17 protein-coding genes are annotated in these 15,711 nt (G+C 69.9%); 8 read left to right on the top strand and 9 right to left on the bottom strand.

What is annotated here, in order from left to right:
* Nucleotides 1–39: 39 nt before the first annotated feature.
* A complete protein-coding gene (locus OU415_RS35710; RefSeq protein WP_270954094.1) occupies nt 40–300 on the bottom strand; it encodes a hypothetical protein in 261 nt (86 codons plus the stop codon).
* 59 nt (nt 301–359) lie between these two features.
* Complete coding sequence (locus OU415_RS35705) at nt 360–572, bottom strand: hypothetical protein (RefSeq protein ID WP_270954092.1); 213 nt, start codon at nt 570–572, stop codon at nt 360–362.
* A gap of 114 nt (nt 573–686) precedes the next feature.
* Between OU415_RS35705 and OU415_RS35700 the strand changes: the two genes are divergently transcribed.
* Both OU415_RS35700 and OU415_RS35695 read left to right on the top strand, forming a co-directional pair.
* The gene (locus OU415_RS35700; protein ID WP_270954090.1) at nt 687–1,538 is read left to right on the top strand and encodes a helix-turn-helix domain-containing protein; all 852 of its coding nucleotides are present in this window, start codon (nt 687–689) and stop codon (nt 1,536–1,538) included.
* Complete coding sequence (locus OU415_RS35695) at nt 1,522–1,710, top strand: DUF397 domain-containing protein (protein WP_270954088.1); 189 nt, start codon at nt 1,522–1,524, stop codon at nt 1,708–1,710. The genes OU415_RS35700 and OU415_RS35695 overlap by 17 nt, the downstream gene beginning before the upstream one ends.
* Here the strand turns inward: OU415_RS35695 and OU415_RS35690 are convergent, their stop codons facing one another.
* Together OU415_RS35690 and OU415_RS35685 are read right to left on the bottom strand one after the other, a co-directional pair.
* Nucleotides 1,711–4,689, bottom strand: coding sequence for a sacsin N-terminal ATP-binding-like domain-containing protein (locus tag OU415_RS35690; RefSeq protein WP_270954086.1), 2,979 nt, complete (start codon nt 4,687–4,689; stop codon nt 1,711–1,713).
* The gene (locus tag OU415_RS35685; RefSeq protein WP_270954096.1) at nt 4,686–5,705 is read right to left on the bottom strand and encodes a DUF3027 domain-containing protein; all 1,020 of its coding nucleotides are present in this window, start codon (nt 5,703–5,705) and stop codon (nt 4,686–4,688) included. The genes OU415_RS35690 and OU415_RS35685 overlap by 4 nt, the downstream gene beginning before the upstream one ends.
* Between OU415_RS35685 and OU415_RS35680 the strand changes: the two genes are divergently transcribed.
* The 4 genes from OU415_RS35680 to OU415_RS35665 all read left to right on the top strand — a co-directional run bounded on the left by OU415_RS35680 (nt 5,655) and on the right by OU415_RS35665 (nt 9,832).
* Nucleotides 5,655–6,452, top strand: coding sequence for a glutaminyl-peptide cyclotransferase (locus OU415_RS35680; protein WP_270954084.1), 798 nt, complete (start codon nt 5,655–5,657; stop codon nt 6,450–6,452). The genes OU415_RS35685 and OU415_RS35680 overlap by 51 nt on opposite strands.
* A 19-nt stretch (nt 6,453–6,471) precedes the next feature.
* A complete protein-coding gene (locus OU415_RS35675; protein WP_270954081.1) occupies nt 6,472–7,218 on the top strand; it encodes a hypothetical protein in 747 nt (248 codons plus the stop codon).
* 310 nt (nt 7,219–7,528) lie between these two features.
* Nucleotides 7,529–9,346, top strand: coding sequence for an MFS transporter (locus OU415_RS35670; RefSeq protein ID WP_270954079.1), 1,818 nt, complete (start codon nt 7,529–7,531; stop codon nt 9,344–9,346).
* A 9-nt stretch (nt 9,347–9,355) separates the two neighbouring features.
* Nucleotides 9,356–9,832 carry a DUF2771 family protein gene (locus tag OU415_RS35665; protein ID WP_270954077.1) on the top strand — a complete coding sequence of 159 codons (477 nt, stop codon included), beginning with the start codon at nt 9,356–9,358 and terminating at the stop codon, nt 9,830–9,832.
* Nucleotides 9,833–9,838: 6 nt separating this feature from the next.
* On the opposite strand, the gene OU415_RS35660 is transcribed toward OU415_RS35665, so the two are convergent.
* The 4 genes from OU415_RS35660 to OU415_RS35645 all read right to left on the bottom strand — a co-directional run bounded on the left by OU415_RS35660 (nt 9,839) and on the right by OU415_RS35645 (nt 13,445).
* A complete protein-coding gene (locus OU415_RS35660) occupies nt 9,839–10,492 on the bottom strand; it encodes a response regulator (protein ID WP_270954076.1) in 654 nt (217 codons plus the stop codon).
* Complete coding sequence (locus tag OU415_RS35655; protein WP_270954075.1) at nt 10,492–11,484, bottom strand: sensor histidine kinase; 993 nt, start codon at nt 11,482–11,484, stop codon at nt 10,492–10,494. Before OU415_RS35655 ends, OU415_RS35660 begins: the two co-directional genes overlap by 1 nt.
* A gap of 17 nt (nt 11,485–11,501) precedes the next feature.
* Nucleotides 11,502–12,929: a serine hydrolase domain-containing protein gene (locus OU415_RS35650; RefSeq protein WP_270954073.1), complete on the bottom strand. Its 1,428-nt coding sequence runs from the start codon at nt 12,927–12,929 to the stop codon at nt 11,502–11,504.
* A gap of 120 nt (nt 12,930–13,049) precedes the next feature.
* Nucleotides 13,050–13,445, bottom strand: coding sequence for a cold-shock protein (locus tag OU415_RS35645; RefSeq protein ID WP_270954071.1), 396 nt, complete (start codon nt 13,443–13,445; stop codon nt 13,050–13,052).
* Between the two features lie 232 nt (nt 13,446–13,677).
* On the opposite strand from OU415_RS35645, the gene OU415_RS35640 reads away from it, so the two are divergent.
* Entirely contained in the window at nt 13,678–13,887 is a 210-nt protein-coding gene (locus tag OU415_RS35640; protein ID WP_270954070.1) for a hypothetical protein, read from the top strand.
* On the opposite strand, the gene OU415_RS35635 is transcribed toward OU415_RS35640, so the two are convergent.
* Nucleotides 13,888–14,508 (bottom strand): HAD family hydrolase, encoded by a 621-nt coding sequence (locus tag OU415_RS35635; protein WP_270954069.1) that lies wholly within the window; start codon nt 14,506–14,508, stop codon nt 13,888–13,890.
* A 104-nt stretch (nt 14,509–14,612) separates the two neighbouring features.
* Between OU415_RS35635 and OU415_RS35630 the strand changes: the two genes are divergently transcribed.
* On the top strand, nt 14,613–15,572 hold the full coding sequence (locus OU415_RS35630; protein WP_270954067.1) for a R2-like ligand-binding oxidase: 960 nt from the start codon (nt 14,613–14,615) through the stop codon (nt 15,570–15,572).
* The last annotated feature ends 139 nt before the right edge of the window (nt 15,573–15,711 follow it).

The raw sequence follows: 15,711 nt of genomic DNA, 5'->3' as shown, positions 1-15,711 counted from the left end.
GCGTAACAGTGTTCGAACACTGTTACGCACTCACGACCTTTACAGGCGCAGGTGGTGGCGACCGGTTGGGTGGTCGTCGGGGTCGACGTCCGGGAACTTTGGTTGGGGCGGTTCTGGGGATATGGCGTGGTTTTCGGCTTCGATGGCGGCTATGAGGTGCCAGACCGTGTACTCGCCTTCTCCTGTTCCTGCGTGTTGGCCTGTGGCGACGGTCAGGGTCGGGATCGGGACTTGGGTGATCAGCAGGGCGAGGATCAGGACGTTGAACAGGATGAAAGTGCTGATCTGGATCCAGAACACGAGGAATTGTTTCCTTTCTAAATTTCCCTAAATTTGGAACTCACTGGGACGGCGAGCGCTCAGGGACGGTCGGCGAGGATTCGCCAGCAGGTCATGCAGGATTTTTCACGTATCCAGTCCACTTCAGACCGGCCATGCAGCTCGGTTGCTTCGGCTTCTGCTCCGCAGTACGCCTCGACCTTCTGATCCTGCGGGGATTTCGTTGCTGCTATTGGGAAAGCGTGTCGGCCTCCGGTGACCGGACGCCAGACGTAGGTCAAGTAGCTCGACATCCCGACTCCTTTCGGGGTTCTGACGTCGATGAGACAGTCCAAAAAACTTTCACGCAATCTTGTTCACCGCTTTGTGTAATAGCGCTGTCTCAGACCCTGAAATAGCGTGGGCATATGACAACTGCACGTTCACGTGGACTTGGCGCAGAAGTACGCAAATTGCGAAAGGACGCCGGGCTGAAGCTCGAAGAGCTGGCGGATCAATGCGGTTGGTCGCGTGCGACGTTCGGCCGCATCGAGGCCGGCGACAAGATCCTCACCGGTACCGAGCTCGCGATCATCCTCGGAACCCTTGGCATTAAAGGGAATGAGCGCAAGCGGCTGCTCGAACTCGCCAGCGACGCGCACAAGACCCACTGGTGGGAAGTCGGCTACACCGAGCTTCCTTCCCAGCTTGTCTCACTGCTTGAGTTTGAGCGCACAGCCACCAAGATCACCGACGTAGCCCTAGGCTTCGTCCCCGGTCTCCTGCAAACAGCCGACTACGCTCGCGCTGTCATCTCGACCGGTGGCGTCTCAGAGAAAGCCCTCGAATCGAGAGTTTCGCTGCGCCTCGGAAGGCAAAGCGTGCTGACACGTAAGAACCCTGTCAAGCTGCACGCCTTGATCGACGAAGCGGTCGTGCAGCGCCCGGTCGGTGGCGAAGCGGTGATGGCCGAGCAGCTTCGGCATCTGGTCCGCGTCAGCGAACGACCTCACGTGACGATCCAGGTGGTTCCGTTCAGCGCCGGAGAACACTGCGGCCTCAACGGAAGCAACATGATCCTCGAGTTCCACCGCCAACGTCCGATCGTCCATCTGGAGCACCGTCGTTCGGCAATCTTCCTCGATGACCCGGAGGACACCTTCCTGTTCAGCAAAGCCGCAACTAGTGTTGCAGAGGCAGCTCTGAGCCCGACTGCCTCTATCGAGCTCATCTCGTCTCGGGCCAAGACGTTGGAGGCGTGCGATGAATCAGCTAACTGACTGGCGGAAGTCCAGCTACAGCGGCGTCGAAACCAACTGCGTCGAGGTCGGCGCCGGTGTTGAGGTCATCGGGGTTCGGGACACCAAGGACCGTGATGGCGGGACGCTCGTGTTCCAGCCTCAGACCTGGAGCAGCTTCTTACGCGCCCTGAAGGCTGATCAGCTGGGCTGATCAGCGCAGCAGGGTTGCCGCTTCCGGGTCCGCTAGGAGGGCTGCCAGGGCGAAGCGTTCGCGCCAGTTTCCCGAGGCCCAGGCGAGGGCTCGGGCCAGACCGTCCGGGGTTCGCTCCGCGTGGGTTCGGCCTGTCGGCTCCACCCACCAGTGGACCCGGTGCTCTCCCGCCGACGAGCGGACCCGGAGGCCGTCGTGGAGGGTGATCTCGCCTGGCGGCAGCGGGATTCCGAGGATTTCGCAGGCCGCCGGGACTCGGGCGACGTCGGGCCAGCGCTGGGTCCGGCCTTCGCCGACCACCTGCATGGTGTTCTCGTCCGAGGCCAGCGGGAGGTCCAGGAGCTCCGCGAGGGCTTCGGCGTCGAAGCAGTCCGGGCTGCCGCCGGCGATCACCAGCGGGGCCTCCAGGACGCCCAGCATCCACGGTTCGTCGAGCACTACCGCTCGGCCGGTGCTGACCACCGCGCCGGACACCGAACGCACCGTCTCCGGCGGGTCCAGGTCGGACGGGTCGATCGTCCGGCACGCCACCGCGTCCGCCAACGCCTGGTGCGCGCGCAGCGCAGTCCCAGCGCGCACAGTGCGCTCCGGGTCGCCTAGGCGCTCCAGCAGGTCCGCGGCGTCGTCAGCGTCCTCGACGACGAGCTCGTCGCGCACGCCCGCGAGGCGCAGGTGCTCCGCGTCCAAGCCGACATCGGGCACCGGGTCGTACAGGCCGGACAGGTCTTCGGCTTCCGGGAGTCGCCAGGTCCGCGGCGCAGCGCCACCGAGCACCGCGTAGCGCTCGATCCACCAGGACGAGTAGTTGCGCGGTTCTCGCAGCGCACGCAGGGTTTCCGGGTTGCGGACCAGCAGGCGCAGCGCGGCGGGCCACGCGTCGTCGGCGACCAGGTCCAGGTCGCGGATGCCGACGAACCTCGGCGGCGGCCAGCTCTCCGGCTGCGCCGCCTCCTGCTCGGCCCACCACAGGTGGACGTCCTGGAAGTCCTCGTCGGGCTCCAGCGGATCCTCTTCGACCTGGACCGCGAAGTCGTCCAGCACGCCGATCGAGCGCAGCAGCTCCGTCGACCACTCGGCGGCGAAGTCCTCGTCGAGCACGGCCAGCGGCGCGTCCTCGCCGACGAACTCGCTGTCCAGCACCTCCAGCAGCGCCGCGTCCGGCAGCAGCAGCTCGTCCGCGCGGCGGAAGTCCCCGTACGCGTCGGGCAGCGCCAGCGCGCCGATCCACTCGCGCGGCTGGGTGTTGGCGACGAGCTGCAGCACCGCCTCGGCCAGCGGGCGCACGTCGACACCGGAGCGCGCGTCGGAAACGCTGCTGCGCACGGCCTCTTCCAACGGCGGCGCGTCGAGCAGTTCCGCTGGTCCGGCCGGGTGCGCGCCCAGCTTCTCCAGCAGCGGGTGCGTGGCGTCGGGATGGGCGATGCGCAGGCCGGAGATGTCCAGTGTGGACAGCACGGCGGCCGGGTCGGGGTCGGCGTCGCGGTGGCTGAGCAGCACGTCGCGCACACCGCTGACGGTGCGACCGTCGGCCAGCGGCACGGGCAGCGCGGTGAACTCCTCGCGCGCCGCCGGGTCCGCGCCTTCGATCGGCGTCAACGCGTCGTAGAGCCGGAACCACCACTGCGGCTCGCGGTGCAAGCCGGTGACGGCCTCCACGATCTCCGCCGCGGCCAGCCGCCGGACCTCCAGCACGTGCAGCGACCTGCGGTGACGCGCATCGGCGAGGTCTGCGCTCAGCAGGCCGGGCACGACGTCGGCGAGCAGCTCCACCAGCTCCGGCGAGACGTACTCGAGGACGCGGGATTCCAGCGGGGCGACCGGTTTTCCGCCCGCCGCGGGCAGCCAGGCCGCGACGCGCAGCCGGTCGGTCACGCCCTGCCGAAGCTTGTCGTCCACATCGGACAGCGGGAACCCGGCGAGCGGCACCAACGCCGTCCGGTGCTCCGGCTCGACCTTGCAGACCAGCTCGGGATAGCACTCCGCGGCGAAGGTCAGCACCGCTTCCGCGGCACCCGCCGCCGCCACGCGCCGCCGGTCCGGCTCCACCGGAACGCTCGCCAGCAGCCGCGCCGGGAGCGACAACCGCTCCTCGGTCGGCGTCGGCGCGTGCAGCACGTCCTCGGCCAGCGGGATCGGCGTGCCGTCGTCGTCCAGCGGAACAGCCCAGGTCACGCGCCATTCAGCGGCGTGCCGGGCTTCCACGCCGAGCCCGGCCAGCGCCGCTTCGCTCAACGTGCCCGAGGCCCGGTGCACCAGCCACCGATCGCTGCCGATCGGACCGTGCACCACCAGCCGATCCGCGTCCTGGTCCTCGCGGCGCCAGGTCTGCTCGCCGATGCGGATCTCGGTCAGCGCGGGCAGCGCGAGCAGCAGGTCGGGGGCCTGGTCGATGAACTCGGCCAGCATCGCGTCCACATCGACGTCCGAGCGCAGCGGCAGCCGCACCTCGGTGTCGAAACCCTCCGGCGGCTCACCGGCGACCGGCCACGGCAACCGCAAGACCGGCACCTCACCGGACCGCTTGGCCAGCTCCTCGGCCGGACCGGGCAGCTGCGCGACCGCATCCCTGGTCCGCGCGGTGGAGAACGCGACGCCACCGGTCCTGGACACCACGCTCGGCTCGTCGGAAACCGCCAGCACAGCGGCGAACCCGACGCCGAACCGGCCGACCGACGCGCCCTCGCGCTTGGCCGAAGCGCGCAGCGAAGCCAGCCCTGCGACGCCTTCAGCGGTCAGCGGCGCACCGGTGTTGGCAACCCGCAGCTCGCCGTCGCCGAGCTCGACGCGCAGCACGCCGTTCGAGCCCGCGGCATCGGCGGCGTTCTGGGCGAGCTCGACCAGCAGGCGATCGCGGTAGCCGCCGAGCCGGAGGTCCTCCTCGGCGTTGGCGTCCTCGCGAAAACGGGTCGGCGAAGCCTCCCAGGACTGCAGCACGGCCTGCCGGAGCTCGGCCGCGCCGAACACGTCCAGCTCGTTCACCCGCGCTCCGGGCTTCGAGGCTCGAAGTCCAAGGTGGCGTCGTCGTAGACGATCTCGGCCACCGGCACCGTCGACGAGGTGTCCACCTCGACCTCGGAGTGCGCACCGCACCCGAACTCGACGCTGACCACCCGGCCGTCAGCGGGCGCGAACTCGTTGGCGCACACGCCGAACGCGCCGCCCATCGAACCGGCCAGCTTCAGGAAGAAACCGCAGGTACCGCAGGCTGCCGGCGCGGAACGCGCGATGTCGGCGCGCGGCCCGAAGTCACCGCCCTGCCACCGGTCGGCGGCCTCCAGCCGGCCTTCGCGGCTGAGCACCCGCTTGCGGCCCAGGCCGACTTCCCGCACGACGTCCTCGACCGCCGGGTCGTCGCTGGCCAGGTAGCCGGGCGCCAACCGCGGGTCGTCCGCGCGGGTCGGCAGCAGGTCGCCGGGACCGAGGTCTCCAGGCCGCACCCGCTCGCTCCACGGCACCCACTCGGGCGCGGTCAGCGCGGTCGGACCGGGCAGCAGCACGACCTCGCTGACGGTGACCGGCTCGCCCTCGCCGGGGCTGGCCACGGTCACCGCCCAGCGCCAGCCGACGTAGCCCGGGTAGTTCGACTCGAAGTAGTGGGTGGCCGCGTACGGGCCTTCGGCTTCCACGCCGACGTGCGCCCCCACCGGGTCGGCGACCTCGGAGTCCAGGGTCAGCACCGGCGAGCCGATGGGGTCGTCCCCCGGCTTGGCCTCGTCCTCGGCCGCAGCTCGCGCAACGTCCTCCGCCGCAGCGAGCTCCGGGTTCAAGGGCGCGGGCTCGAGTTGCCCCCCGTCCTCGAACGGGGCATCCGCGCCTGGGCTGGTCATCGGAGCAGGCATAGGCGTCACATGCTCGATTGTGCCGTACGCGGTCGCCGGTGCGGTCGCCCGTGTCAAGCTTTCGGGGTGCGACGGCTCCTGGCTCGACGAGTTCTCTTCGGCACGATGCTCGGCCTCGGGCTGGCTGCCTGTGCGCCGGTAGTACCAGCGCAGCACGATGGCCAGCACGACGGCGAGCAGACCGATCAGGGCGTTGGGCACGCGGGAAGCCTGCCACACCTTCGAGCTGAGGTGATCCGCGTGCTCCCGCACGACCGCTCCTCGTTCACTCAGGGCCTGGAAATCTCCGGTGGCACCCTCTACGAAGGCACCGGCCTGAAGGGCGGGTCGCTGGTCCGCGCCACCGACCTCGCCACCGGCGAGGTGCGCCGCGAAGTCCGGCTCCCGGCCGACCTCTTCGGTGAGGGCATCACCGTTACAGGTGACCGTATCTGGCAGCTCACGTGGCAGGAAGAGGTCGCGCTGGAGCGGGACCGGGAAACCCTGGCCGAGTTGCGCCGAGTGGAGTACTCCGGCGAGGGCTGGGGCCTGTGCGCCGACGGCTCGCGCCTGGTGATGAGCGACGGCAGCGACCGGCTGACCTTCCGCGACCCGGTGACCTTCGCGCCGACCGGCTCGGTGGCGGTGCGGGCGGCGGGCGCGCCGGTCGCGGACCTCAACGAACTGGAGTGCGTCGACGGGCACGTGTGGGCCAACGTCTGGCACACCGAGGAGATCGTGCGCATCGATCCGGCGAACGGCCAGGTCACGGCGGTCGTGGACGCCTCCGGTCTGCTGAGCCCGGGCGAGCGGGCGGGCACCGACGTGCTCAACGGCATCGCGGCCGTGCCGGGCACCGACGAGTTCCTGCTGACCGGCAAGTACTGGCCGTCGATTTTCCGAGTTCGCTTCGTCCCGGCCTGATCGCCGGTACCGTCTGCGCATGGATGATCAACAGGGCTCTGTGCAGCCACTTCACGTGCTCTGCGTGCTCGGCTCCGGGATGGACCTGGACAACGTCGAGATGGCCGTCCGCGCGATCGGCGGACCGCTGTTCTCCCTGGACCGCACCGAATCCGACCTGGAGCACGACCCCCGCATGCCGGACGCCTTCGAGGCCTGCATGGCGGAGCTGACCTTCACCGACGCCGACTGGGACGCCGTCCACGAGCACGACTCCGTCGCGTACGTGCTGGCCCAGGGCGGACCAGGGGACTCGGAATACATCGCGGAGCGGATGCTGGCGCTGGTCGCGGAGCTCTTCGAGCGCTGCGGAGCGACGGCGATCAAGTGCGAGAGCAGCGGACTCGCGCACGGCCGGGACACCTGGCTGGAGCTGGCCGCCTCAGCCGACGCCCCGGACGCGCAGCTGCAGGCGTGGGTCAAGCGACCGATCCTCAGCGAGGACCTCCTGTTCACCTGCGGAATGCACCTGCTGGGCAGGCCCGACGTGGAGCTCCAGGTGGACGACCTGAGCGACGCGAGCCGGCGGGGCGAGTGGGTCGAGCTGATCGACGGCCTGACCGGCTACCTGCACATCGACGCCCCGGCGGAGATCCGCGACGGCGAGGGGTTCCGGCTGGCCGAGGACGCACCGCGCTGGATCCTGCGCCAGCAGGACTGCGACCGGTACCCGGAGGACGACATCTTCTACAACCCCCAGGGCTACTGGCGCCTCACCCCCAGCTGACCAGCGGTTTCGACCAGGTCGCTCCGCCTGATCAACTTCCGTGAGTCCTTTGGGCTGCTATGGCGACCCAAAAGACTCACGGGCCTTTGCCAGGCGGAACGCAGTGAGCGGTGGGGGCGCTGCCCGCTGGTTGGGCGCGGTGGTTCGGGGCGGATCAAGATCACTCGATCGACGGAGATCTGGGGCTTGAAGATCACTGGATCGGGTTGTGGGTGTATCTGTCGGGCGGGTTCGCTCCTCTTTAACTCTGGGGCCGGAAAACGGCGGATCTCGAGCAGAGCGGGGAGCGGGGTGAGGCAGGATGAAAAGCATGGGTTTGCGACGCCATGACCAGCGCTTGGACTCCCCGCGCGCCGGCTGGGGCGCCGGGCATCGGGGCAAGCGCGGCTCCTACGACGACGGCGGAGGCGCAGCGCGCTGGGGCTCGCCCGCGGAGCGGGCCGGCGGTGACGCGGAGCGGGCTGAAGCTTCCGCGGAGCGGGAGCGTGGGGGACGTGAGCACGCGAAGCGGGCGGAGCATGGGGGTAGCGAGCACGCGAAGCGGGCGGAGCGTGGCGGCGGTCGCGAGCGCGCGGAGCGCGGTGAGCGGGCGGAGCACCGGTTCGAGGGCGCGAGCCGCGGCGCGGAGCGCCCCGGGAGGGGCGCGACGCGGTACCCGTGGGAGGAGGATCCGGACTACGAGCGGCCGCGGAGCCGGTCGCGACGGCTGCCTCCGCTGCCGGAGGACCATCCGGCGCGCGAGCGCGAGGAGGAGCCCGAGGTCGAGAAGCCTCGGGGGACCGCTCCGCCGACGAAGCTGACCGTCACCCGGGTTGCCGCTTGGCGGAGTCGGGATCTGACGCAGCGGGCGATGCGGATGTTCTTCTCGCTCGCGCACGCCGATGGGGCCGATCGGTCCGGGCTCGCGAAGTTCACCTACGCCGTGATGGGCAACTACGCGGTGGACGCCGCGATGGCGGTCGCGCTGGCCAACACGCTGTTCTTCTCCGCCGCCACCGGCGAGAGCAAGGACAAGGTCGCGCTCTACCTGCTGATCACGGTCGCGCCGTTCGCGGTGATCGCGCCGGTCATCGGTCCGGCGCTGGACCGGTTGCAGCAGGGGCGGCGGTACGCGTTGGCCGCGTCGTTCGCGGTCCGGGTGCTGCTCGCCGTCGTCATGGCGTTGAACTTCGACAGCTGGCTGCTGTACCCGGCTGCGCTCGGGTGCATGGTGCTGTCCAAGTCCTTCGGCGTGCTCAAGGCTGCGATGACGCCGCGCGTGCTGCCCTCGCAGATCACCCTGACCAAGGCCAATTCCCGGCTGACCGCGTTCGGCATGGCGGCCGGCGGCATCTTCGGCGCGATCGCCTCGGGCTTCGCCTGGCTGCTCGGTTCCGAAGGCGCGCTGTGGTTCATGGCCGCGATGGCCGCCGGTGGCGTGTGGCTGTGCCTGCGGATCCCGGGCTGGGTGGAGAGCACCGAGGGCGAGGTGCCTGCGTCGATCGGTGGGGCGCCGCAGGCCAAGAAGGTGCCGCTGAGCGGGCACGTCGTGGTCGCACTGTGGGGCAACGGCGGCATCCGGGTGCTGACCGGGTTCCTGACGCTGTTCGCCGCGTTCGTGATCAAGCAGGGCACGCAGCACGAGCCGGTCATGCAGCTGGTGGAGCTCGGCGCGGTGGGTGGTGCGGCTGGGGTCGGCAGCTTCCTCGGCAACGCGCTGGGGTCGAAGATGCACTTCGGCAAGCCGGACCGGGTGATCAACGCCTGCCTGGGCAGCGCGCTGGCCGTCGCGGTCTGCGCCGCAGCGCTGGCCGGGCTCCCGCTGGCAGTGGTGGTCGGGCTGATCGGTGCGACGGCGAGCGCGCTGGCCAAGGTCTGCCTCGACGCGGTGATCCAGCACGACATGCCGGAGGAGTCCCGGGCCTCCGCGTTCGGCAAGTCGGAGACGATCTTGCAGCTCAGCTGGGTCTTCGGCGGTGCCCTGGGTGTCCTGCTGCCACCGGTCTACTGGATCGGCTTCCTCGTCGTGGCGGTGATCCTCGCGCTCGTGCTGGCCCAGACCATCACGGCGGGCCGGGGCGGCACCCTTATCCCCCGGCTGCGGAGGAAGGCGGAACCAGCCACTGAACGAGCAACCGCCAGGTCGTAGGCTCGAACTGTGCATCGTGGACTGAAGACTCTGCTGGCTGGTGCGGGCGTTGTGCTCGCTGCTGGTTGTGCTGCGCCGAGCGAACCGCAGGTCACCTTCTACTCCCACGGGAGGTCCGTGGAGGTCGCGCCCGCCCAGTACTGCAACCCGAACGGGGAGAAGTGCACGGGGTCGCCGGACGCGGTCGGCAAGCTGCGGGTTCCCGACGGCTCCCCGCTGCAGATCTCGGTGCCCGGCAAGGTCTCCGAGACGCCGTGGCAGGTCGTGTTCCTGTACCGCGGGGCCAACGGCCAGGAGCTGGACGGGCGCAGCCCCGTCTTCACCCCCAACGAGCGCCACGCCTACACGCTGGAGCTTCCGCCGGACGGCGTCCACCTGGAGCACGTCGAGGTCCAGCAGTTCTCGGCGGTGCTGACCCCGGGCGCCGACGGCGGTGTCGACTTCGGCATCGGCGGCAGCTGGGTCCTCAACGTCGAACAGCAGTGACGGGCCTCAGCCCTCGACGAGACCTGCTTCGTAAGCGGTGATCGCGGCTTGGACGCGGTTGTTCGCGTCCAAGCGCTGCAGGATCGTCCTGACGTGCGCCTTGACCGTGCCCTCGGCCAGGAACAGCCGCTGCGCGATGGCCTGGTTCGACAGCCCGGCGCCGACCAGTCCCAGCACCTCGCGCTCGCGCGGGGTCAGCGCCGCCACCCGCTCCCGGGCAGCGTTCCGCTTGGTCAGGGTGCCGTCGTGCACCTCGGCGATCACCCGGTGCGCGATCCGCGGCGACAGGTACGCCGCACCGTCGGCGACCGCGCGCACGCCGATGATCAGCTCTCGCGGGTCGGCGGCCTTGAGCAGGAAGCCACGAGCACCGCCGCCGAGCGCCCGCGCCACGAACTCGTCCTCGTCGAAGGTCGTGAGCACGACGACCGCCACCTCGGGCTGCGCTCGCGCCAGCTCGGCGGCGGCGGCCAGCCCGTCGAGCACGGGCATCCGGATGTCCAGCAGCATGACGTCCGGCTCGTGCCGGGCGGCCAGCTCGACGGCTTGCCGTCCGTCCGCGGCTTCGGCGACGACGTCGATGTCGGGATCGGTGGCCAGGATCGAGCGGACACCGGCGCGGATCATCGCCTCGTCGTCGGCCAGCAGCACGCGGATCATCAGCTCTCCTCGGTCAGCGGATCCGCTGATTCTGCCGGGCAGGGCAGCCGCGCGGTCACGGTGAAGCCCTCCCCCGGCTCCGCGCTGAACGTCCCGCCCAACAGCCCGACGCGTTCGGCCAGCGCCAGCAACCCGCTTCCGCTCCCGGTGAGCACCGGCTCTGCGTCGACGGCGGTGTTGTGCACCACGACCACGAGCTCCCCCGCGGTGCGCTCGACGCGGACCTCGACGTGCGCACCGGGCGCGTACCGGGCGGCGTTCGTCAACGCCTCCTGCACCACGCGATGCGCCGCGCGATCCACTGTGGAGGGCACGTCGAACGGTTCGCCGCTCCGCAGCAGCACCACGTCCATCCCGGCTCCGCGCGCCCGGTCGACCAGTGCCTCCACCGGTTCGTCCACCGGCTCCAGGGTTTGCGAGGTCTTCTCCCGCAGCACCCCGATCGTCTGCCGCAAGCGGTCAGTGGCCTGCACCGCCGTGGCGCGCAGCTCCGCTGCCGCCTGCCGGTTCGCCTCGCTCATGTCCGCGGCGAGCTCCAACGATCCGGCGCGCAGGGCGATCAGCGCCAGGTCGTTGCCGAGCGAGTCGTGCATGTCCGCCGCGATGCGGGCGCGCTCGCGCAGCCGGGCGCGCTCGGCGATGAACTCCTGTTCCCGCTCCATCTGCGCCACGCGGTTCTTCCCGGACTCGACCAGCTCCGCCTGCTGGCGCCGGAACCGGCCGGCCAGCCACGGCAGCACCACGAACACCACCAGCAGCCCCACCGAGCCGATCGCGCGTTCGGGGTAGATGACCAGGTCGACCACACCCGGAGCGGCACCCAGCGCGAACACGACCCAGCCGTGCCGCACCGGCAGGTGCCGGCCGTGCAGGTAGCCCGCCACGGCCAGCACCACGAACAGCACCTGCCGCCACAGCGGGACCACGTCGAGGTCGAACGAATTGGCCACGCACGCTCCGACGACGACCACCAGCACCGCGGCATTCCTCACCCAGCCGACCCTAGGGCTCATCGCCGCCCCAGGTGCGCGGCTCGGGCGGAGCGCAGCCTCGCCAACCGGAACGCCACCGTGCTCGCCCCGGCCAGCGCGGCGACCAGCAACGTGACGGTCAGCGGCAGCGGGAAGTACGTCAGCTGGGCCCAGGTGACCGTGCGGCCGTTGCTGATGAACGAGATCAGGTCCGGATAGGCGGCGAAGACCGCGATCGGGACCAGCGCGGGCACCATGCGCAGACCGATCCGCCACGCGGGCGTCCCGGCACGCTTGGCCGCCCACCGGCGGGAACGCACTGCGCCGAGCGCGCCGAAACCGACTGCCACCAGCAGGATCGCTCCCAGCAGCAACTCGGTCTGCTGCCTGCCGCCACCCGGATCCGCAGGAGTCCGCCCTTCGCTCAGCGCGACCAGTCCGGTGAGGATCTCGTAGCTACTCTCGTGCAGGGAAGCGCCGTTGGTCATGACGGCGAAGCCGTACCCGGTCTCCGGCACGATCGCCTGAACTGCGTTGTAGGTGAACAGGTTCCCCGAGTGCACCAGCATCTCCGGGCCGTCCTCGGGCTGCTCGACGCCCCAGCCCATGCCGTAGTCGCTCACCGCCGACGGGCTGTGCATGAGCCGGAGGCTGTCCGGGCTGACGAGCTGCTGACCTGCGCCGTTCTGCGAGACCAGCCACTTGCCCATGTCCGCCGCGGTGGTGATGACCCCGCCACCACCGCTGTCGTCGTGGAATCCCGGCATCTCGGCACGGGGAATCCACGCGCCGAACAGCGAGACGTACCCGTCGGCCGGGCGCACCTGCTCCTCGCGGGTCGCGCTGGTGCGCATCCCGAGCGGGCCGAACACGTGCTGCCGGAGGTAGTCGCCGAACGGCTGCCCGCTGACGACCTCGACCAGCCGACCCGCGAGGTCGTAGTTGACGTTGCAGTACTCCCAGTGCGTCCCCGGGTCGGCGGCCAGCGAACCGGTGCTCAGGCGGGCCGTGTAGTCGGCCAGCGAGCCGGCGTCCTCCAACGCGTTGATGTCGATGGTGGTGTCGGAGAACCCGGAGGTCTGGTTCAGCAGCTGCCGGACGGTGACCTGCTCCGCGCGCGGATCGGCCATCGAGAACCCGGGCAGCTGCTCGGCGACCGGACGGTCCAGTGCGATCCGCCCGGCGTCGACGAGCGTCATGACCGCCATCGCGGTGAACGACTTGCTGAGCGAAGCGATCCGCATCGGGGTGTCCGCGGTCATCGGCCGACCGGCGGAGTCGTGGCCGTAGCCCGCAGCGTGCACGACCTGGTCGCCCTTGGTCACCACGACCGAGAAGCCCGGAAGCCCGGTCGATTCCAGCGCGCCGGACAGGTAGTCGTCGATGGTCGGCGGGGGCGCGGCTTGCGCGGCGGGCGTCGCGGCGAGCCCGATGGCCACCGCTAGCGCGATGATCTTGGCTTTCATGCCTGGAACGCTATGGATCCAGGACCCCTACGCGGATCTGCCGACCGACCACGACCGCCCCTGCCGAAAGGCATAGAAAAGCCGGGCCCACCCTCGGTGCGGCCCGGCTCCCCGCTGTCGTCAGTTGTTGCCCGGGTCCAGCTCGCGGGCGACCGCGCGCACGACCTCACCGATGCGCTTGGCGGTCTTGCGGTCCGGGTAGCGGCCGCGCCGGAGGTCGGGCTGGACCTTCAGCTCCAGGAGCTTGATCATGTCCTCGACCATGCCGTGCAGCTCGTCGGCGGGACGGCGGCGCGCCTCGGCGACCGAGGGCAGCGGGTCCAGCAGCTTCACCTTCAGCGCCTGCGGACCGCGGCGGCCCTGCGCCATGTCGAAGTCGACGCGCTGGCCGGTCTTGAGCGCTTCCACGCCGGACGGCAGCGCGGAGGCGCGCACGTAGACGTCTTCCCCACCATCCTGGGTCAGGAAGCCGAAGCCCTTGTCCGCGTCGAACCACTTGACCCTGCCGGTCGGCACTGTCCTCACCGTTCCCTGTCGAATGCACTGGCCCGGTTTCCAGGGCCTCCGTCGTCCATCACATCGCCTCCGCCGCGCGGAACCGAACGGCCCCGGCACGACGAACGCGCCCCGACCACGCTTCGCAGTTGCGCGTGCCGGGACGCGTCATTCAAGCGTACCGCGTACCGGCATGGGAAGACCCCGCCTTGCGCAGCGGAGTTGACCGAGGACACCCGATACGCTGCTGGGCATGGCAGCAGCTTCCGCCCGCAGGTCCGCAATCCTCCCGGTCTCGATCACCATGTTCGCCCTGGGTCTGCTGGCCATCATCGCGATCTTCGCGCTGTTCGCCCTCGGCTACGGGAACCTTCCCGTGTGGCTGAACCTGGCGACCCTGCTGTGCCCGGCCGGGTTCATCGTCGGCGTGATCGCGACCGTCCTGCGCAACCGCAAGCGCTGATCAGACCTGCTGTTCGAGCCACGCCGGGAACTCGGTGAGGTCGCGCAGCACGACGTCCGCCCCGCCTTCGGCGAGCTGATCGGCGCTGTAGGGCCCGGTGGCCACCGAGACGGCGGTCGCGCCTGCGGTCCGCGCGCCGACGATGTCGCCGAGGTGGTCGCCGACGTAGCTGGTCGCACCCTCCTCGCGCAGCACCTCGCCCTTGGCGGCGGCGAAGACGTCCCCGACCAGCAGGTCCACCTCCCAGCCGAACGCCTTGAGGTGCAGCGCCGCGTTCGGCTGGTACTTGCCGGTGATCACCAGCGTCCGGCCGCCCAGCTCGCGGACCGCCGCGAGCGCTTCGGTCGCTCCCGGCAGCGCCGTCGTCTCCTCGATCACCGCGGTCGGGTACACCGAGCGGAAGTGCTGGACCAGCTGCTGGGCCATGTCGTCGTCGAAGCCGTAGGCGCGCATCGAGTCGAGGAGCGGCGGGCCGAGGTTCGCGGCGAAGTGGTCGCCGTCGAGGGTCAGGCCGAACTCGCGGTTGAGCTCCTCGATCGCGCGGACCATGCCGGGCCGCGGGTCGATCAGGGTCATGTCCAGGTCGAAGCCGACGGTCGGGCCGGTGCGCTGTGCTGCCACGCGAACCACCCTACGGAGCGACGGCTGCGCACTTGACGCGGAACTATCCAGTACCGAAACTCTATTCGTAATCCTTCTCACATTCGGCGAGCTGGAGTCGTTCAATGACGAGCACGACCACGCACCCCGCCCACCGCGAAGGCTTCCACTCCCTCCGTGGCCTGAACTGGGACTCCCTGCCGCTGCGCCTGTTCAGCAAGGGCAACGCCAAGTTCTGGAACCCCACCGACATCGACTTCAGCCAGGACGCCGAGGACTGGCAGCGGCTCACCGAAGACGAACAGCGCAGCGTGGCCGGCCTGTGCGCGCAGTTCATCGCCGGCGAGGAAGCCGTCACCGAAGACCTCCAGCCGTTCATGGCCGCGATGTCCGCCGAAGGCCGCTTCGGCGACGAGATGTACCTGACCCAGTTCGTCTTCGAGGAGGCCAAGCACACCCAGGTCTTCCGGCTGTGGATGGACGCCATCGGGCTCACCGAGGACCTGCACTGGGTCGTCGAGGAGAACCCCGGCTACCGGGAGATCTTCTACAAGGCGCTGCCCGAATCGCTGCACGCGCTGCACGCCGACCCCAGCCCGGAGAACCAGGTCCGCGCGTCGGTCACCTACAACCACGTCGTCGAAGGCACCCTCGCGCTGACCGGCTACTACTCCTGGCACAAGATCTGCGTCAGCCGCGGCATCCTGCCCGGCATGCAGCAGGTCATCAAGCACATCGGCGACGACGAGCGCAGGCACATGGCGTGGGGCACCTTCACCTGCCGCCGCCACGTCGCCGCCGACGAGAACAACTGGGCGGTGGTCGAGGACCAGATGTCCCGGCTGCTGCCGCACGTGGTCGAGCAGATCCAGTGGCGTCCGGACGACATGCCGGAGGAACTGCCCTTCAACCTGGACAAGGACGAGCTCACCGCCTACGCCACGGACCGGGCGACCCGTCGGCTCGGCGCGATCTCCAGCGCCCGCGGCATGCCCCTGGCCCAGATCGACGTCGACGCCTCCCCGGAGAAGCTGGAGGACCAGTTCGGCGAAGAAGACGCCGCCGAACTCGCCAAACTCCGCTGACCCGGGGCTCCGCCGTCCCATCCCTCCGCAAATTCAATGGAAATCGAAGGTCCGATTTCCATTGAATTTGCGGAAGTTCTCCACAGCCAGGACGACTTGTCCACAGGTGTCGGCGTGTCGGGGTCCGCAGGTACCGTCA

It is taken from the genome of Saccharopolyspora oryzae (assembly GCF_027853915.1).
GTDB lineage: Bacteria > Actinomycetota > Actinomycetes > Mycobacteriales > Pseudonocardiaceae > Saccharopolyspora > Saccharopolyspora oryzae.
This window is presented reverse-complemented; position numbering and strand designations above follow the sequence as displayed.